The 22,459-nt window shown below is 42.2% G+C and carries 22 protein-coding genes; 6 read left to right on the top strand and 16 right to left on the bottom strand.

Annotated elements, in window-relative coordinates; all coding sequences use genetic code 11:
• Positions 1-198: 198 nt before the first annotated feature.
• The 7 genes from LCY76_RS10930 to yneA all read right to left on the bottom strand — a co-directional run bounded on the left by LCY76_RS10930 (position 199) and on the right by yneA (position 4,868).
• Positions 199-411: a YneF family protein gene (locus tag LCY76_RS10930; RefSeq protein WP_053354387.1), complete on the bottom strand. Its 213-nt coding sequence runs from the start codon at positions 409-411 to the stop codon at positions 199-201.
• Positions 412-491: 80 nt separating this feature from the next.
• The gene (gene sirA / locus LCY76_RS10925) at positions 492-932 is read right to left on the bottom strand and encodes a sporulation inhibitor of replication protein SirA (protein WP_248252657.1); all 441 of its coding nucleotides are present in this window, start codon (positions 930-932) and stop codon (positions 492-494) included.
• A 137-nt stretch (positions 933-1,069) separates the two neighbouring features.
• Positions 1,070-3,067 carry a transketolase gene (gene tkt, locus LCY76_RS10920; RefSeq protein WP_248252656.1) on the bottom strand — a complete coding sequence of 666 codons (1,998 nt, stop codon included), beginning with the start codon at positions 3,065-3,067 and terminating at the stop codon, positions 1,070-1,072.
• A 180-nt stretch (positions 3,068-3,247) separates the two neighbouring features.
• Positions 3,248-3,532 carry an iron-sulfur cluster biosynthesis family protein gene (locus LCY76_RS10915; protein ID WP_248252655.1) on the bottom strand — a complete coding sequence of 95 codons (285 nt, stop codon included), beginning with the start codon at positions 3,530-3,532 and terminating at the stop codon, positions 3,248-3,250.
• A gap of 106 nt (positions 3,533-3,638) precedes the next feature.
• Positions 3,639-3,878, bottom strand: coding sequence for a DUF896 domain-containing protein (locus LCY76_RS10910; RefSeq protein WP_053354391.1), 240 nt, complete (start codon positions 3,876-3,878; stop codon positions 3,639-3,641).
• Between the two features lie 44 nt (positions 3,879-3,922).
• The gene (locus tag LCY76_RS10905; protein ID WP_248252654.1) at positions 3,923-4,579 is read right to left on the bottom strand and encodes a YneB family resolvase-like protein; all 657 of its coding nucleotides are present in this window, start codon (positions 4,577-4,579) and stop codon (positions 3,923-3,925) included.
• 7 nt (positions 4,580-4,586) lie between these two features.
• Complete coding sequence (gene yneA / locus LCY76_RS10900) at positions 4,587-4,868, bottom strand: cell division suppressor protein YneA (protein ID WP_248252653.1); 282 nt, start codon at positions 4,866-4,868, stop codon at positions 4,587-4,589.
• A 152-nt stretch (positions 4,869-5,020) separates the two neighbouring features.
• Here yneA and lexA point away from each other — a divergent pair, with 152 nt between their 5' ends.
• Complete coding sequence (gene lexA / locus LCY76_RS10895) at positions 5,021-5,641, top strand: transcriptional repressor LexA (RefSeq protein WP_053354394.1); 621 nt, start codon at positions 5,021-5,023, stop codon at positions 5,639-5,641.
• A 65-nt stretch (positions 5,642-5,706) separates the two neighbouring features.
• Here lexA and cysI read toward each other — a convergent pair whose 3' ends face one another.
• Both cysI and LCY76_RS10885 read right to left on the bottom strand, forming a co-directional pair.
• Positions 5,707-7,425: an assimilatory sulfite reductase (NADPH) hemoprotein subunit gene (gene cysI / locus LCY76_RS10890; RefSeq protein ID WP_248252652.1), complete on the bottom strand. Its 1,719-nt coding sequence runs from the start codon at positions 7,423-7,425 to the stop codon at positions 5,707-5,709.
• 26 nt (positions 7,426-7,451) lie between these two features.
• The gene (locus LCY76_RS10885) at positions 7,452-9,266 is read right to left on the bottom strand and encodes an assimilatory sulfite reductase (NADPH) flavoprotein subunit (RefSeq protein ID WP_248252651.1); all 1,815 of its coding nucleotides are present in this window, start codon (positions 9,264-9,266) and stop codon (positions 7,452-7,454) included.
• A gap of 235 nt (positions 9,267-9,501) precedes the next feature.
• Here LCY76_RS10885 and LCY76_RS10880 point away from each other — a divergent pair, with 235 nt between their 5' ends.
• The gene (locus LCY76_RS10880) at positions 9,502-10,395 is read left to right on the top strand and encodes a LysR family transcriptional regulator (protein ID WP_248252650.1); all 894 of its coding nucleotides are present in this window, start codon (positions 9,502-9,504) and stop codon (positions 10,393-10,395) included.
• A 207-nt stretch (positions 10,396-10,602) separates the two neighbouring features.
• Positions 10,603-11,520, top strand: a complete 918-nt coding sequence (locus tag LCY76_RS10875; RefSeq protein WP_248252649.1) for a DMT family transporter — start codon at positions 10,603-10,605, stop codon at positions 11,518-11,520.
• 382 nt (positions 11,521-11,902) lie between these two features.
• On the opposite strand, the gene LCY76_RS10870 is transcribed toward LCY76_RS10875, so the two are convergent.
• A complete protein-coding gene (locus LCY76_RS10870; protein WP_248252648.1) occupies positions 11,903-13,519 on the bottom strand; it encodes a phosphodiester glycosidase family protein in 1,617 nt (538 codons plus the stop codon).
• A 265-nt stretch (positions 13,520-13,784) separates the two neighbouring features.
• Between LCY76_RS10870 and LCY76_RS10865 the strand changes: the two genes are divergently transcribed.
• Positions 13,785-14,294 (top strand): CPBP family intramembrane glutamic endopeptidase, encoded by a 510-nt coding sequence (locus tag LCY76_RS10865; RefSeq protein ID WP_248252647.1) that lies wholly within the window; start codon positions 13,785-13,787, stop codon positions 14,292-14,294.
• Here LCY76_RS10865 and glnA read toward each other — a convergent pair.
• The 5 genes from glnA to spoVK all read right to left on the bottom strand — a co-directional run bounded on the left by glnA (position 14,291) and on the right by spoVK (position 19,679).
• Positions 14,291-15,625 (bottom strand): type I glutamate--ammonia ligase, encoded by a 1,335-nt coding sequence (gene glnA / locus LCY76_RS10860; RefSeq protein ID WP_091005538.1) that lies wholly within the window; start codon positions 15,623-15,625, stop codon positions 14,291-14,293. The genes LCY76_RS10865 and glnA overlap by 4 nt on opposite strands.
• 45 nt (positions 15,626-15,670) lie before the next feature.
• Entirely contained in the window at positions 15,671-16,063 is a 393-nt protein-coding gene (locus LCY76_RS10855) for a MerR family transcriptional regulator (RefSeq protein ID WP_053358269.1), read from the bottom strand.
• A 126-nt stretch (positions 16,064-16,189) separates the two neighbouring features.
• Positions 16,190-17,452 carry a methionine gamma-lyase family protein gene (locus LCY76_RS10850; RefSeq protein ID WP_248252646.1) on the bottom strand — a complete coding sequence of 421 codons (1,263 nt, stop codon included), beginning with the start codon at positions 17,450-17,452 and terminating at the stop codon, positions 16,190-16,192.
• Between the two features lie 12 nt (positions 17,453-17,464).
• Entirely contained in the window at positions 17,465-18,700 is a 1,236-nt protein-coding gene (hflX, locus tag LCY76_RS10845) for a GTPase HflX (RefSeq protein WP_248252645.1), read from the bottom strand.
• A 40-nt stretch (positions 18,701-18,740) separates the two neighbouring features.
• Positions 18,741-19,679 carry a stage V sporulation protein K gene (gene spoVK, locus LCY76_RS10840; protein ID WP_248254652.1) on the bottom strand — a complete coding sequence of 313 codons (939 nt, stop codon included), beginning with the start codon at positions 19,677-19,679 and terminating at the stop codon, positions 18,741-18,743.
• 318 nt (positions 19,680-19,997) lie between these two features.
• Between spoVK and LCY76_RS10835 the strand changes: the two genes are divergently transcribed.
• Complete coding sequence (locus LCY76_RS10835) at positions 19,998-20,609, top strand: YitT family protein (RefSeq protein ID WP_248252644.1); 612 nt, start codon at positions 19,998-20,000, stop codon at positions 20,607-20,609.
• 124 nt (positions 20,610-20,733) lie between these two features.
• On the opposite strand, the gene LCY76_RS10830 is transcribed toward LCY76_RS10835, so the two are convergent.
• The gene (locus tag LCY76_RS10830) at positions 20,734-21,309 is read right to left on the bottom strand and encodes a YhcN/YlaJ family sporulation lipoprotein (protein ID WP_248252643.1); all 576 of its coding nucleotides are present in this window, start codon (positions 21,307-21,309) and stop codon (positions 20,734-20,736) included.
• 135 nt (positions 21,310-21,444) lie between these two features.
• Between LCY76_RS10830 and LCY76_RS10825 the strand changes: the two genes are divergently transcribed.
• Positions 21,445-22,425, top strand: a complete 981-nt coding sequence (locus tag LCY76_RS10825) for a tyrosine-type recombinase/integrase (protein WP_248252642.1) — start codon at positions 21,445-21,447, stop codon at positions 22,423-22,425.
• Positions 22,426-22,459 lie beyond the last annotated feature (34 nt).

Below are 22,459 nucleotides of genomic sequence, written 5' to 3'. Positions count from 1 at the left end.
GAAAGAAGATCCTTTTTCAATTGCTAATAATACTCCTCCATTAATCTTCTAATTTCATTAAAAAAACCACCCTTTCTGCTGAATCTTGGGCAGAAAAAGTGGTAGTTGTCGTGATATAAGAAAAATTAACCAATGACTTAAGGAATGATCAACTGATTAATCTTAATTGATGAAAAAAGCCTGCTGTTACGGGCTTTTTTACTTCATCTGGTTGTTCATTGCTTTCATCATCTGATTGATTTTCTTTTGGGACGGCTTCTGACCCATTTGCATCATCATCACACGCAGCATGTTTTCATTGATTGGTGGATTCTTTTGTAGGTAATTCATCATGTATTTGCGGGCAATGAAAAATCCAATTGCTACTCCTGCAAGAAGCGCTAAAATGCCCACAAGGATATAATAAAACATAGTAAAACTTCCTCCTTCGTGTTGTCTAGCACTAGTTTACTATAAAAAGACAATCAGTTACAAGATACACGCCAAAATATTTATGACCCATAGCCTGTCCTAGCCTTTAACGGATTCAGCCAGCCATAGCGGTAATACTTAAAATCCATCGCAAAAAAACAGCGTTCATACTTTCGTATGTTTTCAAAAATGGCTGTTTCCGCCTCAAAACTGCCTACGCTTTGAAGAAGCATATAACGTTCTGAAAAACTGAGCCGAGCAGAGCTTTTTTCACACTCCAGAAGGAAAGAGTGGACTTCCGCCTGAAATCCTTTTGATGAGAGCAGCATCTGTTTTATAAACGATTGAAGAGGGTTCAGCTGAAGCGGAGAGGTGATGTACAGGATTTGTTTCATCAATACTTCTTTTTGCTGAGTAAAGGTTTTGTATTCTTCCAAAAACAGCTGAAAGAGTTTGATTTCTTTCCCGAAATACTCTTCGGCAACATCTTCCTTTATCTTATAGATCAAATACTCTCTCAAAACCGCCACCTCTCTCCCTTTTTTACAATTAGTATAATGGATTCTTTACAAAATACTTGTCTTATGCTGGAGCATGAGGCCACTTCTTTTGTCGAAAAAGAAACCCCGGAGCATATTTTCTCCGGGGTTTCTACAGCTTATTTATTCAATAAGGCTTTTAATTTATTAGAAACATTTTCGACCGTAAAGCCGTACTCAGCAATAATTTTTTCTCCAGGTGCTGAAGCACCAAATTTGTCAATCGCTATTGTGTCACCATCCAAACCAACATATTTGTGAAGGCCTTGAGATGCCGCCATTTCAATACCGAGTCTTGCTCTTACCGATGAAGGAAGAACGCTCTCTTTGTATTCTGAAGATTGCTTTTCAAAACGATCCCATGAAGGCATAGAAACAACAGAAACTTGGATACCCTCTTGTTTTAATTGTTTCTGTGCTTCGATCGCCAAGCTGACTTCAGAACCAGAAGCGAGCAGCAATGCTTGAGGTGTACCTTCAGCTTCAGAAATAACATATGCACCTTTTTTGACATTCTCATATGCACTTTCTTTTGTGCCTTCTAGAATCGGAAGGTTTTGTCTTGTTAATACTAGAGCAGTTGGCTGATCTACACTTTCAAGAGCCAGCTTCCACGCAGCAACAGACTCATATGCATCTGCTGGGCGGATGACAGAAAGTCCAGGCATCGCACGGAGTGACGCAAGCTGTTCTACCGGCTCATGGGTAGGGCCGTCTTCACCAACTGCTACACTGTCATGGGTAAATACATAGGTTACTGGAAGCTTCATGATGGAAGCCAGACGGATTGCCGGGCGCAAGTAGTCTGAGAATACGAAGAACGTTGCACCGAATACTTTCAGTCCGCCATGGAGCGCCATTCCGTTAACAGCTGCTCCCATCGCAAATTCCCTTACTCCAAACCAGATGTTGCGGCCGCTGTAATTTTCACGGCTGAAGTTTGTTTCTCCAGTAAGCATCGTGTTGTTTGATCCTGCAAGGTCAGCAGACCCTCCAAACAACCATGGAATATTTTTTGCAAAAGCATTCAATGCTTTTCCTGAAGAAGCCCTTGTCGCAACAGCTTTATCAAATTCAGGAAGATTCGCATCAAAGTTTTCTGGTAATTTGTTATCGATCGCTGTTTTTAATTGAGCTGCAGCTTCACTGTGCTCTTTTTCATAGCGTGCAAATAACTCATTCCATTCCTGTTCTTTCTTTATGCTTTCTTCTTTCAATGAAGCAAAGTGATCACTTACTTCATCAGGTACGAAGAAGTCTTCTTCAAACACCCAATTGTAGGCTTCTTTTGTCAGTTTTACTTCATCAGATCCAAGAGGGGCACCATGAGAAGCTGATTTACCGGATTTGTTAGGAGAACCGTATCCGATTACTGTCTTTACTTCGATTAACGTCGGATGTGAAGTATCCTTTTTTGCTTCTGCGATCGCATTTTCGATCTCTTCAAGGTTTGTTCCGTCTTCTACACGAAGTACTTGCCAACCATATGCTTTAAAACGGTCTTCTACACTCTCAGAAAACGAAAGATGAAGATCTCCATCAAGAGAGATATCATTTGAATCATAAAGAACAACAAGTTTTCCGAGTCCAAGGTGGCCTGCAAGTGACGCAGCTTCAGCAGATACACCTTCCATTAAGTCCCCGTCTCCGCAGATGGAGTACGTATGGTGGTCAACAACTTCAAATCCATCTTTGTTGTAAGTTGCAGCAAGATGGCGTTCTGCCATTGCCATACCTACAGCCATCGCGATCCCCTGTCCAAGCGGTCCTGTAGTAGCATCTACACCAGCCGTATGTTTGTACTCAGGATGCCCTGGCGTTTTACTTCCCCATTGGCGGAATTGTTTCAAGTCTTCCATGGACAAGTCATAGCCTGAAAGATGGAGCAAGCTGTAAAGCAGCATGGAGCCATGCCCTGCAGATAACACAAAACGGTCACGGTTAAACCATTCAGGATTTTCCGGGTTGTGGTTCATGAATTTCGTCCAAAGACTGTAAGCCATCGGTGCAGCACCCATTGGCATACCAGGGTGTCCAGATTTGGCTTTCTCAATGCTATCTATAGCCAAGGTACGGATAGTGTTGATTGATAATTGGTCAATTGAAGCAGTAGACATTATTTAATCATCCCTTCATCTACATATGTAAAAGATTTCTCGATACCATCATAAACATATTGCACATTTTATACAAGCACAATGCCCACCAATAGTGTCCCATAAAATCTATCTTTGATACAAATAAAAAAACCTGCATTATAACTTTATAACTCTTTGTTATAATACAGGTTCCTTTATTTAGTTTAACGCAGGGAACTCACAATAAAAGATATCTTCCCCTTCATCGTAGTCCAGTTTCATATCATCTACGAGCCAGCGGTCATCCGGTTTAATACAAAATTTCAATCCGCTTACTTCCTGAATATCATCACCGTCTGCCGGCTGAGCCGGGATTACGCCTAATGAGTATCCGCCGTTGCTTGCACTGCCGGCATATCGCGCATACAACCGGAGCGCCTCACCTTCATTAAGATCGATCTCACTATACAGTCTGACCACTGAATCCGTTATTGAAAAGGCCAAGGTGTTCTCCCCTTTCACAGTTGTTATATAACAGTATATACGAAATTCTGAATTTTGCAACAACAAAAAAGCCTGATTTCTTTGAACTGAAATCAGGACTTTTTCCTTAATGCTTCATATTGTTCTGGCTTTTTTTACTTTCTTTTAGTTTATCCGGTGTTACATCATTGCCTTCCGGGTCAATGATCTTCAATGAATGCAATCTATTTTGAAAAGAAGTTCTGACGTTTTTCAGATACTCCTCCCTTAATTGCTTTTGTTCTTTGGCTTCTTCTGTTGATAAACCTTCTTGTTTAGATTTTTTGGCAAGAAAATTTATCCGTTCCAGTTTATCTGGTGTAAGCATGGAACACCTCTCCTTTTTCTTCGATATTCCTATCGTAACGAATATTAAGTAGAGTTTCCAGTCGGAGCACTTTCTAAATACTCCTTATACCTGCGGTGAACTGTCGCTTTTGATGCTTCATATCCAAAACCCCTTAGCGTAACGGCAATTTCTGCAAACGTAAGGTCCATTCCTCTAAGCCGGATGATTTCATCAACCGGAAGCACCTTCCGGTCTCTTCCTCCATGATGGATGTTCTTTAAATTCTTTTGTGGTTTATAGCCTTTTTGAACAGCCTTCCTCATTCCTCTTTTTATCTTTAAGTTATGTAGCTTGCGCTGATATTCCTCTACAACGGCAACGATTTCAAGCACCATAGACTCTGCTTCGGAAAGATGGTATTCCCCTTGGCTGCTGAAGGTATAAACTTTAATGTTCCTCTTCTGAAGTTCGTGAAGAAGAACGATCTTGGCGTTCCCCCTGCCCAAGCGGGTATCATCCGTTACAAGAAGAACATCAAATTCTTCGTTTTGGGCCCGCTCGATCACCTCAAACAAACCATCCCGTTCCAGGCTGTATCCGCTTTCTCTATCTTTTATGACAGAGACAATGCCAAACCCATGGCTGACTGCCAGCTGTCTCAATTCATCTTCCTGCCGGGATAAAGAGGATGTCTGCTCTTCCTTTTCGGTGCTTACTCTGCAATAAATGATCGATTTCAATTGTGCCTCACCTGTTTTCTTCTGCCTTGATCGGTATTGTTAATTTCTGTCCTGGGGTAATGGTTCCTGCCTGTATTCCGTTATTCTTTTCAACCCAGTTGACAAATTCCCAATTTGAACCTTTGTCCTTCGTATATTCTTCGGCGATCTCCCAAAGTGAATCACCTTTATTAACGGTAATCTCCATATATTCTCTGGATCCTTCTGCGTGAGACTGATAAGCGAACATAATAAAACCTGCTGCAACAATAGATAATAGCATAAATACCGGTGAAAATCCCTTCATCATATATCTCCCCTTTGCGAATATGTGTTCTTATTAATTTTCATTATAATAGGAACACCTGTTCTTTACAAGGGTTTTTTTCGAACTTATGTTTGTATATCTTGTTCCTGCATGCTATACTTTTTTCAAGAGTATTCAGTGAATGAGGTGTAATCATGACAAAATTATCCAGAAGGCAAATCGATATCCTGGACTTTATTAAAGAAGAAGTAAATGCGAAAGGCTATCCACCATCAGTCAGGGAAATCGGTGAAGCAGTTGGACTGGCATCAAGCTCAACCGTACACGGCCATTTATCCAGACTTGAGAAAAAGGGGCTGATCAGGCGTGATCCTACCAAACCCAGGGCCATTGAAGTGCTCGGCCTCGAATCAGATCAGATCATAACCAGAACGCGATCCGTTAATGTACCGATCATCGGTAAAGTTACCGCGGGTTCACCGATTACAGCAATCGAAAACGTTGATGAATATTTTTCATTGCCAGAACATGTTGTAGGCGACGATAATGTTTTTATGTTAACTGTAGAAGGAGACAGTATGATAGAAGCTGGCATCTACGACAGGGACCTCGTGGTAGTCAAGCAGCAGCCAACAGCTGAAAACGGTGACATCATTGTGGCCATGACAGAAGAAAATGAAGCGACTGTAAAACGCTTTTTTAAAGAAAAAGACCACATTCGCCTGCAGCCGGAAAACGCCGCTTTATCTCCAATTTTGCTGCAAAACGTGACCATCCTTGGTAAAGTAATCGGTGTATATCGAACACTTCAATAAAGAAAAGCAAAAAACAGCGACCCCGCAAGCATGGCAGGGTCGCTGTTTTAGTTATAAGGATTATATTAGTTATGAAAGTTTGTACCGTCCGTCGTTGCTTCTATAATGCCCGCACGAATCACAAAGTCTCCAAAGTGTTCGCCTTCTTCGCGTTCTTTCGCAAATCTAGGGAACAGCATCTTCAATTCTTTTAAAATCTCTTCCTCTCCTATGTTTTCACGATACATTTTGCTTAATCGGCTGCCGTCAAACGCTGCACCCAAATACATGTTATATTTTCCTGGCGCTTTACCGATAAACCCAATTTCACCTAGCGCATGGCGGGCACATCCATTGGGGCAACCCGTCATCCGAACGGTAATCTCTTCGTTTCTCAAGCCGTTTTCTTCAGCTATGTTATCAATCTTGTTCATTAGCACCGGAAGATAGCGTTCTGCCTCCGCCATGGCTAGACCGCAAGTAGGAAGGGCTACACATGCCATGGAATTGCGCCGGATCGCAGAAACATTTTGGCTGTCGAGCATTCCATACTGTTCCAACAGCTCTGTAATCTCTTGTTTCTTCTCTCTCGTAATATTGGCAATTATAAGGTTCTGGTTGGCGGTCAAACGGAATTCCCCTGTATGGACCTTAGCGATTTCCCTTAAACCGGTCATCAGCTTGTAGTTTTCAAAATCCGCGATACGGCCGCCTTCAACAAACAGAGTAAAATGCCAATTCTCCTGCACACCCTGTACCCAGCCATACCGGTCTCCATTATCTTCAAATGAAAAGTCTTTCGCTACATCCAGACTCCAGCCTAAACGGTTTTCCAGCTCTTCTTTAACGGTTTGAAGACCTAACCGGTCGACTGTATATTTGAAGCGGGCGTTTTTACGCTGTGAACGGTTTCCATAATCTCTCTGAATGGTAATGACTTTTTCAGCCACCTCAAGAACCTGGTCCGGTGCGCAAAACCCAATCACTTTTGACAACTGCGGATAGGTTGCTTTATCTCCATGTGACATTCCCATGCCTCCACCAATGGACACATTAAATCCAATTAGCTTCCCATCTTCTACGACGGCGATTAAACCGAGGTCCTGTGAAAAGACATCAATATCATTGGAGGGTGGAACTGCAATGCCGATTTTAAATTTACGCGGCAAGTAAAGCGGTCCGTACATCGGTTCAACTTCTTCCGTTTCTGGAGTGCCTGCTACTTTTTCTTCATCCAGCCAAACCTCGTGGTACGCTCTCGTTCTTGGCAAGAGATAATTACTGAGTTTTTTGGACCATTCATACACTTCAGAATGAACTTCTGATTGATAAGGATTGGAGATGCACATCACATTACGGTTTACGTCACCGCAAGCTGCAATCGTATCGAGCATTGATGCATGGATCTCCTGAATGGTCCTTTTCATGTTCCATTTTAAAATGCCGTGCATTTGAAACGTCTGTCGTGTGGTTAATTTTAATGTTCCATTACCATACTTGTTGCCCAGCTGATCCAAAACCAGCCATTGAGAAGGCGTCACGACTCCCCCTGGCAATCTTGCACGGAGCATGAACTGATAAGCTGGTTCAAGCTTTTGTTTCTGCCGCTCCGTACGAAGGTCTCTGTCGTCCTGCAAATAGCTGCCATGATGCTTCATGAGGCGGTTATCATCATCCGGGATACCTGCACTGATCCGGTCAAGCATCACTTCCTTCAGCGTACCTCGTAAATAATTACTCTCTTCTTTTATGCGTTCCACATCACTCGGTTTGCCTTCCGGTGCTTTTAATAATGGGTTTGACATCTGTTTAAACTCCTTTCTGTTGCCGGTCAATACACGTCACGCTGATAACGTTTTTCCTTCTGCATGCGGGCCACGTACTCTTCCGCTTGTTCATGGGTCATGCTGCCTTCATTTTCAATGATTCCGATCAGTGTCTGATGAACATCATGGGCCATGTTTTTCTCATCTCCGCAGATATATAAAACAGCACCTTCTTCTAACCAATGGAAGAGTTCTTTACTGTGTTCAAGCAGACGATGCTGTACATATACTTTTTCCTCGGTGTCACGGGAAAACGCCACATCCATTTTTGTCAGCACCCCATTCTCCAGCCACTTTTGCCATTCTGTCTGGTAAAGGAAATCAGTGACAAAATGCTGTTCTCCAAAGAACATCCATGATTTCCCTAGTGCACCTGTTTCCTCACGTTCTTGCATGAACGCCCGGAAAGGCGCTACTCCTGTTCCAGGTCCTACCATAATGATCGGTGTTTCACCGTTCGCTGGCAGTTTAAAATTCTGATTGTGCTGAATGTAAACTGGAAGTGTGTGCCCTGGCTCCAGCCGTTCAGCACATAAAATGGAACAAACGCCGCTGCGGCTGCGTCCGAAGGATTCATAACGCAAAGCGCCGATGGTTAGATGAACCTCGTCCGGATTGGCATTCAGGCTCGAAGCAATCGAATACAAACGAGCTGGCATTTTACGTAAAATGTTGACAAAGTCCTGTGGTGAAACGGCCCATGGGCCAAAGTCATGAACGAGATCCAGAAGATCACGGCCTGAAAGATAACTTTTCAGCTCGCTCTCATGCCCAGCAGACATTAGTTCATGCAGTCTTTCATTTTCAGTTAACTGTGCTGCCTGCTGAAGCAGCGGCTTTGTTAAAACTGTAATTTCAAAATTGGCGATAAGCGCCTGCTTCAGAGCTGCCACATCACCCTGCTTGTTCACTGTTACAATTTCTTCAGGATTCCAATGTAATTCCTCAAGAAGCAAATCAACCAGTTCCGGATCATTTTCAGGGTAGATTCCAAGACTGTCACCCGGTTCAAAAGATAGATTCGACCCTTCAAGCGAAAGTTCTAAATGGCGGGTCTCCTTATTCGAGCCGCGTCCGTTCAAATTAATATTTTCCAGGACCTCTGCATGAAATGGATTGGTCCGGGAATACGTTGCCTCTTCGGCTAGGGTTGCTGAAGCCTCTTGAAAAGCTTCACTTGCAGTCTCTCCTTGTGCCTCATTTAAGCCTAATATTACTTTTGAAAGCCATTCTGCTGCCGGCTCATCATAATCGAGATCGCAATCCACACGCGGTGTCAGGCGTTTACCCCCAAGCTCTTCCAGGACCTTATCAAAATCTTTGCCCGTCTGACAGAAAAACTCGTAGGAACTGTCACCTAGTGACAGGACTGAAAAACGAAGATCTTCTAGTTTTGGAGCTCTTTTGCCATGGACAAATTCATGGAACGAAATCGCATTATCCGGCGGATCTCCTTCTCCATGTGTACTAACAATGATCAGCAGGTTTTTGAGTTTCTTTAGCTGATTCGGTTTAAAGTCACTCATGGAAGAAACCGTTACCTCATAACCTTTCTCTTTGAGAGCTTTACTGCTGTTATCCGCAATGCCTTGAGCATTCCCGGTTTGAGATCCGTAAAGGATGGTTACTTCTTTAGAAACGGGCAAAATGGAGCCGTGCTTTACAACAGCTGCTGGTCCCCTTGGTGCTGCAAGTGACTGAGAAGCCGCTAAGTAACCCGAAAGCCAAAGCTTTTGTGCTTCAGTTAACGTCGGTATCAGCTTGTTAAGGAGCTCAGCTTGCTCCTGATCGAATGGACTGTTTGTTGCCTGAAGTTGCAATGATAACACCTCACATTGAAATATAAAACTTTATTTTCCGTCATTTCACTTTAAAAGTTTCCCTCTAGGTTAAGACTAAATTATTTCTATCCATTAACTCGGTTTTAATCTTAAAAATAGTCAGAACCCTTAAAAAATTTATATCCTCTACTTTACCTCAGTACAAAACATTAGTAAAATACATATTAATTATCGTTATCATTAAGATTACTAATCATAAAGGATGTTTTAAAAAATGTATTTTGATGCATTAAAAACGTTCGTCACCCTGGCCGAGGTAAAAAATTTTACAAAAACAGCAGAACTTCTTCGGATGTCTCAGCCGAGTGTCAGTTTGCATATTAAAAATCTGGAAAAAGAGTTTCAAACCAAGCTTTTTCTCCGCTCACCCAAGTTTCTGCAAATTACGCCTACAGGTGAGATATTATATGACCGGGCAAAACTGATCCTTACGATTTACGAACAAGCCCGGCAGGAGATTGGAGAGCACCATACAACGATTAAAGGTGAGCTGAAGATTGGGGCCAGTTTTACAATCGGAGAATATATCCTCCCCTCACTTCTTTATGCGCTGCAAAAACAACACAAAGAGCTTCAGCTGCAAGTGCTGATTGGAAATACGGAAGAAATCGTTGGATCCGTGCGCAACTACAAAGTGGATGTTGGATTGATTGAAGGGCAAACAAACGAAAAGGAGCTTTCTGTCCATCCATTTATGAGTGATGAACTTTTTATCGTTTCTTCCCCAAGCCACCCCCTTGCCTCCAAGGACAAAGTGACCATAGATGATCTGCAAAATCAGCAATGGGTATCAAGGGAAACGGGATCCGGAACTCGTGATTATCTTAATCATGTCATCAGATCCAATGGTTTGAAAACAAAGTCTCTGCTGACGATCAGCTCCAATCAAGGCATTAAAGAGTCCGTCATTCATGGGCTGGGGCTGTCACTGCTTTCCGGCAGCGTGATCGAACGGGATGTAAAGTACGGCAACCTGTCTATTATAAAAATCCAGAATTACTTCTTTAACCGAAAATTTTCCTACCTTTATTCGCCCATTGTCCAGGAAAACAGAAATGTCTCTGCTTTTCTTCAGGTCATCCATCAGAAATATCCCTTTTCAATTTAATAACTGCGTAACGAAAGACACTGCATTATTTGGCTGTGTCTTCTTCATGTCTCTGCAGCTGATTCAATAGTAGAACAATGAATCATTGTTTCCGTCAAGTTGGTCTAATTGGAAAATAAAAATTTTCATATATCTTTTAATCAGCATATCTACTAGATATATTTAACTTACTCACCTTTCACGTCAAACTTTAAGGAAGGATCTACGATGAAACATCATTCAGTCCCCTTATTAAACATCGTTTTCATTGCTATTCTAGTATTGATATGGGGCCTTACCTGGCCGATTTCCAAGGTAGCACTTCATTATTGCCCTCCTGTACTCTTATCGGGTTTCCGATCACTTGGAGCCGGAATTCTATTGTTTCTTTTTGCTTTGCCACGATATAAAAAAATGGACCTTAACAGAAACTGGAAGATGTACTTTTTCTCCAGTCTGTTTAATTCGGTCTTGTTCTATGGCCTGCAAACCATTGGACTGAAGTTTATGCCAGCAGGATTATTTAGTGTCATTGTTTATTTACAACCTGTGCTGATTGGTATTATTGCGTGGTTTTGGATGGGAGAAACCATGACAGCACGTAAACTTACAGGTTTGATTCTTGGTTTTGCCGGAGTGGCTACCGTCAGCCTTGGAGGATTATCTTCTCATATTTCTCTCTTTGGCCTGCTGCTCGGGGTCTGTACTGCTTTAAGCTGGGCAATCGGTACCGTTTATATGAAATCAATCAGCACAAAAGTCGATGGGATCTGGCTGATTACCATTCAAAGTATTATTGGCGGACTGATCATGACAGGAGCAGGCAGCGGAGTAGAGAAATGGTCCAGCATTACATGGAGTTTTCCCTTTGTTCTGACCATGTTGTTTTTAGCTTTATTTTCTGTAGCCATTGCGTGGTTGATCTACTTCCATTTGCTCTCTAGAGGAAATGCAAGCATGATTGCTTCTTTTAATTTTCTCGTGCCGATCATCTCAATTTTAATTGGTATCTTATTTTTGGATGAGCCGTTCACCAACACACTTTTAATCGGATTACTCCTGATCATTGCCAGCATATATCTTGTCAATCGTAAATCAAAAATATCTGTGAGAAGAACAGCCGCAAATTTACCTCCCATAAAGTAACTGGATGTTTTATATTAAATAGGAACAAAACCCCTACCACCGAAAGTGATAAGGGTTTTGAAACTTCATACTTAGACAGGCATTGTTCTCTTTCCCATGGGTGAACTTGTGTGCGGAACATATCCTATGTAATTTTCTAAATACTTAACGGTTAGGTGAAAAGGGATAAACTAGTTGAATACACTGCCTCTATATGGTTGTTTATTAACTTCGCATTCCCTTTTCACAAAGAGGCTGACTCAAAGGCAAAAGCGCAAGGCACCTCTACACACTATAGTGTTCTTTTATGAATGAAGAACACAACTATATATGGTGTATAAATATGGTGCTTGCACTTTATGAGTCAGCCTCTTATGGGTTAATCCCGCAGCTTTAATTATTATTATGGAAGTAAAAGAATCGCATCTCCAATTGGACGTTCTCCTGTTGGATCTGAAGGCCTGTTTTTGAGTTTGTTGCCGACAGTCATTGTGGTTGAACCACCGCCATCTAAATTTAGCGCGTCTTTTGCGCCAAGTGATTTTATTACAGCGGCACTTTCATTAAAATTAGCTCCTACACTCCAGCCGGGTTCATGCCCATCAATGGTAACAAACAGCAGGTTTCCATTTGGTTTAATTCCTGCAAGTGTCCGCGGATTTCTGCGTTCTCCAAATCTGTAATAAAATTCAGGATTGTCCTTCATATGGAACCCTTCTTCCACCGGATTTAGGCTTACCTCTCCTCCTTTTAATAAACGCGGGCCGCCGTTGATCAGCTCAGTGGAGTCTTCCACTTTTAACGGTTGACCATCCTCATTTATGTTTTTGTTAACCGATATTTTCATTCCTGCTTTGGCATGTTTTTGAAGCCAAGATGCTGCCTCACCCGTTCCAGCCAATACTGAGCCTTCTTTTGGAATCGTTCCTCCCCGGCTGTAGCGGACCTGGACTACTTTTCCAGCAGCGTCTAAAACAGCTTCTGCTCCCACTCCGGAATCGGCTGTTTCTCCATATGAAGAAGTATACTGAATTAACTCACTTCCATCTGTACACGTAAAATCGTGTTTTGGCAGTTCTGTAGGTGCGTCTCCGCCTACACCTCCACAGCCGCGGATCTGGCCTGGCTTCCGGTTTAATCCATCAACCTCACGGCTAATGCCATCTGAAGAGACGGCCGTTTGCTTGGAGGAAATGGAAGAAATCGATGCATCTTGTCCTGATGATGAAGGGATGATAAGACTTGAGCGGTTATTTACTGCCTCGCTTATGAGTTCCCCGCCAATCATGGATATACCCGCAAGATCTCCTGGTGTACCGTCACTGTCTGCCATGACGAAATATCCGCCATTTATTCCTGCAATCGCATGATGGCGTTGGCCCAAACTGGTAACCGTCTCTTTTCCGGTTACCACATCATTAGACAATGCTGGACTTAGGTGCCCTTTATATTGATCGGGATCAACCTCAAGAATGTTCACGTTCCATGGACCGGTGGTTGATTTTCCGTCTTCGCCTGTATAGACTGTTTTAAGCCCTGTATATCCATCAGCTTCTAGCTTTTGCTGCATGGCTTTGGCATTGTCTTCTGTCGTATAGGATCCAACTCGTACAAGGTAGCCAAGAGGACCTTGTTCATTATCGTCGGCAGGCCGGTTGGATATTGTCTCTATCCGTGGATGATAGCCCTGGGAAGTGAGCTTGCCTGACAACTTTTCGGCCTCATCATGTGTTTTAACAAATTTCACATCTACTGTATAGACATCTGAATCAGACCTAGTACCCCGTTTGATATCGGTCTGAGTAACCCCCGGTGCTACTTCCACTGTTTTTCTCGTTTCCTGCAGATCAGGAGAGCCCAATGGCAATTTATTCGTTTCTGTCTGAGTGCTAAAGGTTTGAGTTTGTGCGTGCACAACGCCACCAATTGCTGACTTGTCCATAGTAGTTGAAGGAATCATCGTTGAAGCTATAATGGGTATGGCTATTAGACTTTTATATAGAGTGTGTACCTTTGGCATAGTTGTTTTACTCCTCTCTAGATGAATTGTATACCCTATCCATTTTAGTCTTCAGTTATTAAGTCCGCGTTAAGAAAGCGTTAAAGATTGTTGATTTCTGTCCGGTTTCTGGATCTAGGAACAGTTTTTTATTTTTCCAAGACTCCAGTTATCCTCAATAAGTGGTATCTCGAAAACCTCCCTGAAACCAGCCCCATGTGACAGGTTAGTTGTTTTTAGAAGTTCTCTTCGAATTGTCGAAGTTAAAAATTTAACTGAATCATTAATGTCATTCTTCTTTGTTTTTTTTACATTTTTTATCGGTTCTTTTTTAAACGACATTATCGTTAGAGGATATGTATTTGGTCATTTGAGAGATAAAATAAATGAAAAATGGATTTTTCTTATATCTGTCCTATTGTATGCACTGGATGATAGTTGGAATGAAGGGTTTAGTTTATCAAATACATTGTTTTCTCTTGTTTTGGGTTTATCTTTAACTTATGCTTTTTATCGTACACGTTCGATATGGGCAGATACAGGTATTCATTGGGGATTAAATGTTTGTTACGGAATTTTCAATGGAATGTTGGGGAGTACAGAAGGAGGAATATTTATCACTGCTGATAATCCAAATCCGCCTCCTTTCATAGAACTAATTAGCTATATTTTACCTCTTCTAATGTTTTTATTTCTCTATTCATTTCGAAAAAATTTAATAATAAATCATACTTATCACCAAAACATCAAACAAAAAACCCTCAACACCAATGGTGTCAAGGGTTTTGAATCTTAATACATGGATAGATATTGTTCTCTTTCCCAAGGATGAACTTGTGTGCGGAACATATCCCATTCGATTTCTTTCGCTTCAACAAAGTGCTCAGCCGCATGTTCCCCAAGGGCTTTAATCAGCACTTCGCTTTTCTTTAAGCGGTCGACCGCTTCTTTTAATGTAGCAGGAAGATCTTTAATTCCTTCTGCTTCGCGCTCTTCTTTATCCATCACATAGATGTTGCGGTCAACCGGTTCTGGAGTTTGCAGCTTGTTTTTGATTCCGTCAAGACCGGAAGCCAGCAATACGGCCATCGCAAGGTATGGGTTTGCTGTTGGGTCTACACTACGGACTTCTACACGTGTGCTTAGTCCGCGGGAAGCCGGAATTCGGATAAGCGGGCTGCGGTTTTGCATAGACCACGCTACATAACAAGGAGCTTCATATCCAGGAACCAACCGCTTGTATGAGTTAACTGTCGGGTTAGTGATCGCTGTGAAATCTTGTGCGTGCTTTAAAATCCCTGCCAGGAACTGCATCGCTGTTTCACTTAGTCCTGTTTCATTGGACGGATTAAAGAACGAATTGTCTCCATCCTTAAACAAGGACATGTTCGCATGCATACCGGAACCGTTTACGCCGAATAGCGGTTTTGCCATAAACGTCGCATGAAGGCCGTGTTTGCGTGCAATGGTTTTAACAACGAGTTTAAACGTCTGGATGTTGTCACAAGTAGTGATTGCATCTGCATATTTAAAGTCGATTTCATGCTGTCCAGGAGCTACTTCATGGTGGGAAGCTTCGATTTCAAAGCCCATGTCTTCTAGCTCTAGAACGATGTCACGGCGGCAGTTTTCGCCAAGGTCAGTCGGCGCAAGGTCAAAATATCCGCCTTTATCGTTTAGTTCGAGTGTAGGCTCGCCCTTTTCATCGTTTTTAAAGAGGAAGAATTCCGGTTCTGGCCCAATGTTAAAGTCAGTGAAACCAAGGTCTTCCATTTCTTTTAATACTTTTTTTAGGATTCCGCGAGGGTCTCCGGAAAATGGAGTGCCATCTGGATTGTAGATGTCACAGATCATACGTGCTACTTTTCCTTTTTCAGATGTCCAAGGGAAAACAACCCATGTATCCAGATCAGGATATAAAAGCATATCTGATTCTTCGATACGAACAAATCCTTCAATGGAAGAACCGTCAAACATCATCTTATTGTCTAATGCTTTTTCCAATTGTCCTACAGGAATTTCAACGTTTTTAATGACACCTAATAGATCGGTAAACTGAAGGCGAATGAAACGTACGTTTTCATCTTTAGCGATTTGCATGATGTTTTCTTTAGTAAATTTAGCCACTTGTTACTCCTCCTTAGTAATTGAATACAGCATTCTTTTTTAAGATTAGTGGAAAAAGCGGGATAATTCCCCTTGAATCAATGAAGTTTTGCCAAGACGCCCTGCATGCATAAGCTCCCGTTTTAAACGGCGATGCAGTGCTGCTTCAGACATTTGCTCGTTCTTAACCTCATCTTTCAGTATGTTAACGGCTTGTCGGTTGAGTTCAAAAACTCGTTTGATGCCAGCCAGGTTAACTCCCTGTTCGATCAGAGTTTTGATCTCCAGCAGTATATCCACATCGTTGAAAGAAAACATTCTCCGGTTTCCGTCGGTACGGGCCGGATGAATCAATTCATGTTCTTCGTAATATCGAATTTGCCGGGCAGATAATTCAGTCAGTTTCATAACAATACTGATCGGAAATAAAGGTTGATTCCTTCTCGTATCATCATTCATCATCATAAGCCCTCCTTCCAACTACTTTTATCTTATGTTACAAAACCTCACATGTCAACCTTATGTCAGAAAAAATAACATAAAAAATATCCGGCATTCGTATACCGGTTATTTTCACCTTTAAAATTAGATTAAATTCTCCTGTATCAAATGGTCTGCAGCGGTTAGTATAGCAATCTTGACATGTTCGTATGTCAGTCCGCCCTGCACAAAAGCAATATATGGCGGACGGATCGGTCCGTCAGCTGTCAGTTCAATGCTTGCTCCCTGTATAAATGTACCAGCTGCCATGATGACATCATCCTCATAGCCCGGCATGTATGCCGGATAAGGAACCGCATGGGCATTCACAGGAGAAACGAGCTGAATCGCCTGGCAAAAAGCGATCATCCGTTTTTTATCTTCTAATTTGACGGATTGGATCAGGTCTGTCCGTTTTGCATCCCATGATGGATTGGTTGACATTCCCAGGCTTTCAAGAAAAGCAGCTGTAAACACCGCACCTTTTAAGGCCTGTGCTGTAACGTGAGGTGCTAAAAAGAATCCTTGGTACATTTCGAGAAGACTGTATAGGGAAGCACCTGCTTCTGCACCGATGCCAGGCGAAGTCAAACGATAGGAACACCTTTCGACGAGTTCTTTCTTGCCGGCGATATACCCGCCTGTTTTGGCGAGTCCGCCTCCAGGGTTTTTAATGAGTGAACCTGCGATCAGATCAGCTCCGACTTCGCATGGTTCTTTTTCTTCTACAAATTCACCATAGCAATTATCAACAAACACGATGACATCTGGTTTGATTTCCTTCACATAGGAAATCATTTCACCGATTTCTTCTATAGTAAATGACGGCCTGTCTGCGTAACCTTTTGAGCGCTGAATGCCGATCATTTTCGTTTTGCTGTGGATGGCCTTTGAGATGGCGTTGAAATCAGGCCTTCCCGCTGGGGAAAGGTCTGTATGGGAATAGGTAATGCCATACTCTTTAAGCGACCCTGTCCCTTTTCCGCGTATCCCTACAATTTCTTCAAGAGTATCGTAAGGTTTTCCTGTGATGTACAGCAGCTCGTCACCAGGAAGAAGCACTCCGAACAATGAAAGAGAAATGGCATGTGTTCCTGAAATGATCTGCGGCCTTACAAGGGCTGCTTCTGCACCAAACACTTGAGCATACACCTTTTCGAGCGTATCGCGGCCAGCATCATCATAGCCATACCCTGTTGACGGGGTAAAATGAAAATCACTTACCTGATGATCACGAAAGCTTTTTAACACTTTTAACTGATTAAATTCAGCTCTCTGCTGAATGGTGTCATGCTGGGACCGGATCTTTTTCTCCGTCTCTTGTGCTAATTTTTGTAGTCGATCTCCGTTTTGAAACTGTGAAAACATAAGGTGCTCCTTTTATTGTAATTTCATGGACGGCAGGGCATAGCCTCTGCATTCGTAGCTTTGTGTATCTTCAATGAAAACCTGTTCCAGCAGGATGGTGTTGTTTTTCAGCATCGACAGCTTTCTGCCTTCTGCTGCAGGAACAAAAATATGATAGTATTCCAGCTGCTTCTTCACTTCGGTTTCGATCACATCTTTTAAAAGAAGCAGATCCTCTTGTTGAAAAGCCGAGATGGAGACAGAAGCTGTTGCGGGTATGAAACCTTCTTTAAACTGATCTTTTTTATTGTAGACTGTAATCATCGGAATGGAGGCAGCGTCAAGATCCTTCAAAATGGAAAGTACTGTGGATTCATGCTGATCACGGTCTTCGCTTGAGCCGTCAATGACATGAATGAGAACGTCTGCTTCCTTTACCTCTTCAAGCGTTGATCGAAATGCTGCAATCAGGGATGTGGGAAGGTCCTGTATAAAACCGACCGTATCTGTCACAAGCACCTGGAGACCTGCTGGCAGCCTCATTTTTCTTGTCAGGGGATCCAATGTGGCAAACAGTAAATTTTCTTCATAGCTGTCTGCAGAGGTTAGCCCATTGAAAATGGTGGACTTGCCTGCATTCGTATAGCCGACCAGCGCTGCCTGGATCGCCTGATTTTCTTTTCTTCTTTCTCTGTACCGTCCACGATGGCTGACGATATCTGCGAGCTGGCGTTTGATCTCAGTGATCCTGGACCGGATGTGCCTTCTGTCTTTTTCAAGTTTGGTTTCCCCTGGGCCTCTTGTACCAATACCTGCACCAAGGCGTGACAAAGAAACCCCGATACCCGCCAGCCTAGGAAGAATATATTGCAGCTGTGCAAGTTCAACCTGAAGTTTTCCTTCTCTTGACCGTGCGCGTGTTGCAAAAATATCAAGGATGAGCTGAGTTCGGTCAATGATCCTTGCGTCAAAAAAGCGGGAGAGATTTCTGTTCTGCGCAGGTGTCAGTTCGTCATTAAAAATAATCAGATCCGGCTCCAGTTCCTCTTCGAGCGCCAGTATCTCTTCAATTTTACCTTTGCCTATAAATGTAGCAGAATCATATCGCTCCCGCTTCTGGGTAACAGAAACGATAGCTTGTCCCTGAGCCGTTTTTGTCAACGACTCCAGCTCTTCCATTGAATAAAAAAATCGCTCGTCGGTTTGCCCTGGTAACTGGCAGCCAACGAGGATGGCTTTCTCTAGATGAGAATGCTTGATTTCTTCCAAATAACCTACCTGCTTTCCTATTCATTATATAGCTATCATATCAAATTCCATGTTTTTCTTCCAGATGAAGGTCATCAGCGATCAGACTCATCAATGACTTCTTATCTGTCCTCTCTTCTCTCAGTAAACGAACTGATTGTTTCCTGACGGCTTTTTCAATGATATTCCGGATATATCTGCCGTTGCTGAAGGATTTCTCTCCAGCTGCACAAACCCGCTGAAGATGCTGCCGGAGCTTCCATTCTGAATCTTTCGCCATGATATATTGACGCTCAGCTACCATCTTTCTTGAGATTTCCATTAGTTCATCGACGGAATAGTCGGGAAAGGAAACCATAATGGGAAATCTTGACGGCAGACCAGGATTCAATTTAAGAAAACGATCCATTTCCCCTGAATAACCCGCAAGGATAAGAATAAAATCATGCTGCTGATCCTCCATTGCTTTGACAAGCGTATCAATGGCTTCTTTCCCAAAATCTTTTTCTCCGCCGCGTGCCAGTGAATAGGCTTCATCAATAAAAAGGATGCCCCCCATAGCTTTCTTTAGGAGCTCTCGTGTTTTTTGCGCAGTGTGGCCGATATATTCTCCCACAAGATCTGCTCGCTCTACTTCAATCAGATGTCCTTTTGACAAAACATTCATCTCATGAAAAAGGTTTCCGAGCATCCGTGCAACCGTCGTTTTCCCGGTACCTGGATTTCCTTTAAACATCATATGAAGCACTTGTTTTTCCACTTTCAGTCCTTGTTCCGCTCTGCATTTATTCACATAAAGCCAGGCATAAATTTCTTTAATAAAGCCTTTTAACTCTTCCATTCCAACGAGCGATGCCATTTCCTGCTCCATCTTCTTTAATGGAAGGTGCTTTTCAAGCTGTCTTTCTTTCGCAGAAGGACTCGCTTCTTCTTCAACACGATCTCTTTCATTATTTTGGTTCAGAATAATATTAATTTGCGTCTTCTTTTTAAATGTCATGGAATCATGCAAGAGATTCACCTCTCTTTAGCTGTCTAGGATTATTATACTCATGACATTATTTATGGTGACAAATGCCCATCGATTAGCCCTCATTCTAATGTATTCTCAAGAGTTTCAATTATACGGGCTTACTCTCGGGTCGCAATATTAATCTTTATTAATAAACATGAATATTTATTCAAAATAAGTTATCTAAATCGTCTAATAAATCATATTTTCAGAATATTAAATGTATATTTAATCAAATTTATGTATTGACTATTTTTTCTTGCTGCCTTATTCTTGAAAATAGCTGCATAAAAAGGAACGATGAATATGTATTTTTTGAAAAAAGCCCTTTTAGTTCTTATGGGGCTGTTCTTAACCGCTTTCGGAACTAAACTTCTTACCGTTTCCCACCTGACATTTGGTGGAACAGCGGGGATTTCCACCCTGCTGACCTTCTCGACCGGTATTTCATGGGGTGTCTGGTTTTTCGTGATCAATCTCCCTTTCTTTATTTTATCTGTAAAAAGGCTGGGGATTTCCTTTTCGGTGTATACACTTCTCTGTATCTCGCTGATTTCATTGATCAATGAATTTCTTAAGATTGCTCCCTCTCCTGGAATGCATCCTCTTCTCATTGCGATTGTTTCAGGACTGATTATCGGAACAGGAGTCGTGCTCGTGTTGAACAATGGTGCATCACTTGGCGGCATTCATATTTTGGCTGTCTATATGGATCAGCATCTTTCAATCAACCGCGGGAAAACATTATTTCTGACCGACTTTATTATTGTTATTTCTGCATCTTTAATGGTCGGCTTTGTACATGCACTCTACTCCATCGTTACAATTACGATCGCAAGTTACCTTGCCGGCAAGTTCAAACCGCAAGGAACGAAAAATGATGATGAAAACGATCTGACCCTCGAAGCTCAGGCATAAATAACGCAAAAAACCACTCATTCGATAATGGGTGGTTTTTTTGGGTTTGTGTTTTCGAACGATCTGCAGATATGCAATAATCAAGCGGTTTTTTGTCAGTTCCTGCGCTTATCCGGGAAATAATCTATTCGTAGATCTGCCTGCCCATATTATTTTGTTTCGTTCGGTCGAGGTCTTTCTGATAATTCCGTTTCGCCTGATTTGAAACTGGGGTAATTTTACCAATCAGTATTCCTAATTTATTATAAACATCATCCGTATAAAGATTGTCACCTGCGTCGATCTTTCTTTGAATCGCCCTCATTTCCCTGATCAATGAAGGGGCGGTCGTGATGGCTGCGTTTTTTCCATGTTCATTTCCTTTAATGGTCTGATAAACCCTCAACCTCAGATGATCACTTTTTCCCTTTGTAAGGTGATGCTCCGGTGTGATGCCTACCAACGTATAAATCCCGCTCACAATTACATCTGCATTTTTGACCCCAGGTACCGTCTCTGCCAAATCCGAAATTTCTTTTGCATTTTTTGATTCATAATTTTTTTCATTTACGTTCGGGGCATCATTCTGGGAGTTGGGCAAGTTCTTCATGTTGACTTTCGTAGGAGCTTTATAGCTCTTTTCTTTATCGAGATCCAGTTCGTTCTGCGAACAGCCGGATATCCAAAGTACAGCCGCTGCAGCCAATACATATCGTTTCATGGAAATAACCCTCTCTTTTTCTCATCAATAAGGTTAGTGTTCAAACTTAACGGTCCAAATATTCATTTGGATTTAAAAGTGCTTCACTACGTGGAAGTTGGTATAATTAAACAAAAACGCCAAACGGAGGTAACCATGTTTCCGCTAATCGATTCCTTGCCCAGCTATTCGGCAGTGTATTTAGAGACCTTGGAGAAGAAAGGCAGACAGGAAAGTACCATCAGGCGCTATTTTTACGATCTGAACGACTTTTTAGCGTGGATGAGAGTCGTTAAAGAGGAGGACAGCTTTTCTGTATTCCAATCTCTGCGAACAGAAGACTATCAGTCCTATTTTGACTTTTTGATACATGAAAGAAATTATTCGCTTCGAACATTGCGCCGGGTATTGACGGTGTTAAAACAGCTTGTACAGTTTCAGATTACGCTCGGCAAACTTGCCTACAATCCGGTAAACGGAGTGGATCTTGGGATTGGGGAGGAAACTGATTTTACAGATGAGGACTTTATTTCTTCCGAGGAATTGGACAAACTCTTTGAGGTCATTAAATCGTATGAAGGACTGACGGAGAATCAACAAAAATACCGGCATCTTCTGATCAGCCGCAACCTTTCCATCGTCATTCTTCTTTCTCGTTATGGCCTGACATTACTTGAATTGACATCCTTGAAGATGAGACACATCAATTTTACAAAGGGTATCATACAAGTACCTTCTGAAACGAGCCTCCCCCGAAAAATAAGGATAGAACGAGAGGATCAAGCGTTTCTTTATTCTTATTACGAAACGATCCCTGCTGCGGTTCGTCCTGCCTGGTATTCCAATGATTCGTTCTTTGCCGCCTTTGATTACCAGCGTGGAACCTACCGCTGGGTCTACAAGACCAATTCACCCAAACCGCTGACTGAGATCGCTGTACAAAAAATGATCCGTCTTGAAATCAAAAGGTCTGGGTTGCGAAAAGGCATCTCCGCACAGCACATGAGACGAACTTGCATACTTCGTGAACTTCAAACGGAGAAAGAACCCGAACAGATCAAAGAAAAATTTGGGTTCAAGTCCTCTTTAAGCCTCGAACGCTATTATAAATATCTGCAATCCGTTTCGAAGACATAAGAGAAAAACCTTGCTGAGTGAACCCAGCAAGGTT

The organism is Fictibacillus marinisediminis, assembly GCF_023149135.1.
In the GTDB taxonomy this organism is placed as follows: Bacteria; Bacillota; Bacilli; order Bacillales; family Fictibacillaceae; genus Fictibacillus_C; species Fictibacillus_C marinisediminis.
Note: the sequence above shows the minus strand (reverse complement) of the source record. Positions and strands in the feature narration are given on the sequence as shown.

Bases quoted from the DNA above. Each gene is read 5' to 3' on its own strand.
- LCY76_RS10910 (WP_053354391.1), bottom strand. From the start codon at position 3,878: ATGCTTACACCAGATAAACTGGAACGGATAAATTTTCTTGCCAAAAAA.
- LCY76_RS10930 (WP_053354387.1), bottom strand. From the start codon at position 411: ATGTTTTATTATATCCTTGTGGGCATTTTAGCGCTTCTTGCAGGAGTA.
- yneA (WP_248252653.1), bottom strand. From the start codon at position 4,868: ATGATGAAGGGATTTTCACCGGTATTTATGCTATTATCTATTGTTGCA.
- LCY76_RS10830 (WP_248252643.1), bottom strand. From the start codon at position 21,309: ATGAAACGATATGTATTGGCTGCAGCGGCTGTACTTTGGATATCCGGC.
- spoVK (WP_248254652.1), bottom strand. From the start codon at position 19,679: ATGACATTTAAAAAGAAGACGCAAATTAATATTATTCTGAACCAAAAT.
- tkt (WP_248252656.1), bottom strand. From the start codon at position 3,067: ATGTCTACTGCTTCAATTGACCAATTATCAATCAACACTATCCGTACC.
- LCY76_RS10855 (WP_053358269.1), bottom strand. From the start codon at position 16,063: ATGAATGATGATACGAGAAGGAATCAACCTTTATTTCCGATCAGTATT.
- LCY76_RS10865 (WP_248252647.1), top strand. From the start codon at position 13,785: ATGTCATTCTTCTTTGTTTTTTTTACATTTTTTATCGGTTCTTTTTTA.
- LCY76_RS10835 (WP_248252644.1), top strand. From the start codon at position 19,998: ATGTATTTTTTGAAAAAAGCCCTTTTAGTTCTTATGGGGCTGTTCTTA.
- LCY76_RS10875 (WP_248252649.1), top strand. From the start codon at position 10,603: ATGAAACATCATTCAGTCCCCTTATTAAACATCGTTTTCATTGCTATT.
- LCY76_RS10870 (WP_248252648.1), bottom strand. From the start codon at position 13,519: ATGCCAAAGGTACACACTCTATATAAAAGTCTAATAGCCATACCCATT.
- LCY76_RS10880 (WP_248252650.1), top strand. From the start codon at position 9,502: ATGTATTTTGATGCATTAAAAACGTTCGTCACCCTGGCCGAGGTAAAA.
- lexA (WP_053354394.1), top strand. From the start codon at position 5,021: ATGACAAAATTATCCAGAAGGCAAATCGATATCCTGGACTTTATTAAA.
- LCY76_RS10825 (WP_248252642.1), top strand. From the start codon at position 21,445: ATGTTTCCGCTAATCGATTCCTTGCCCAGCTATTCGGCAGTGTATTTA.
- LCY76_RS10850 (WP_248252646.1), bottom strand. From the start codon at position 17,452: ATGTTTTCACAGTTTCAAAACGGAGATCGACTACAAAAATTAGCACAA.
- cysI (WP_248252652.1), bottom strand. From the start codon at position 7,425: ATGTCAAACCCATTATTAAAAGCACCGGAAGGCAAACCGAGTGATGTG.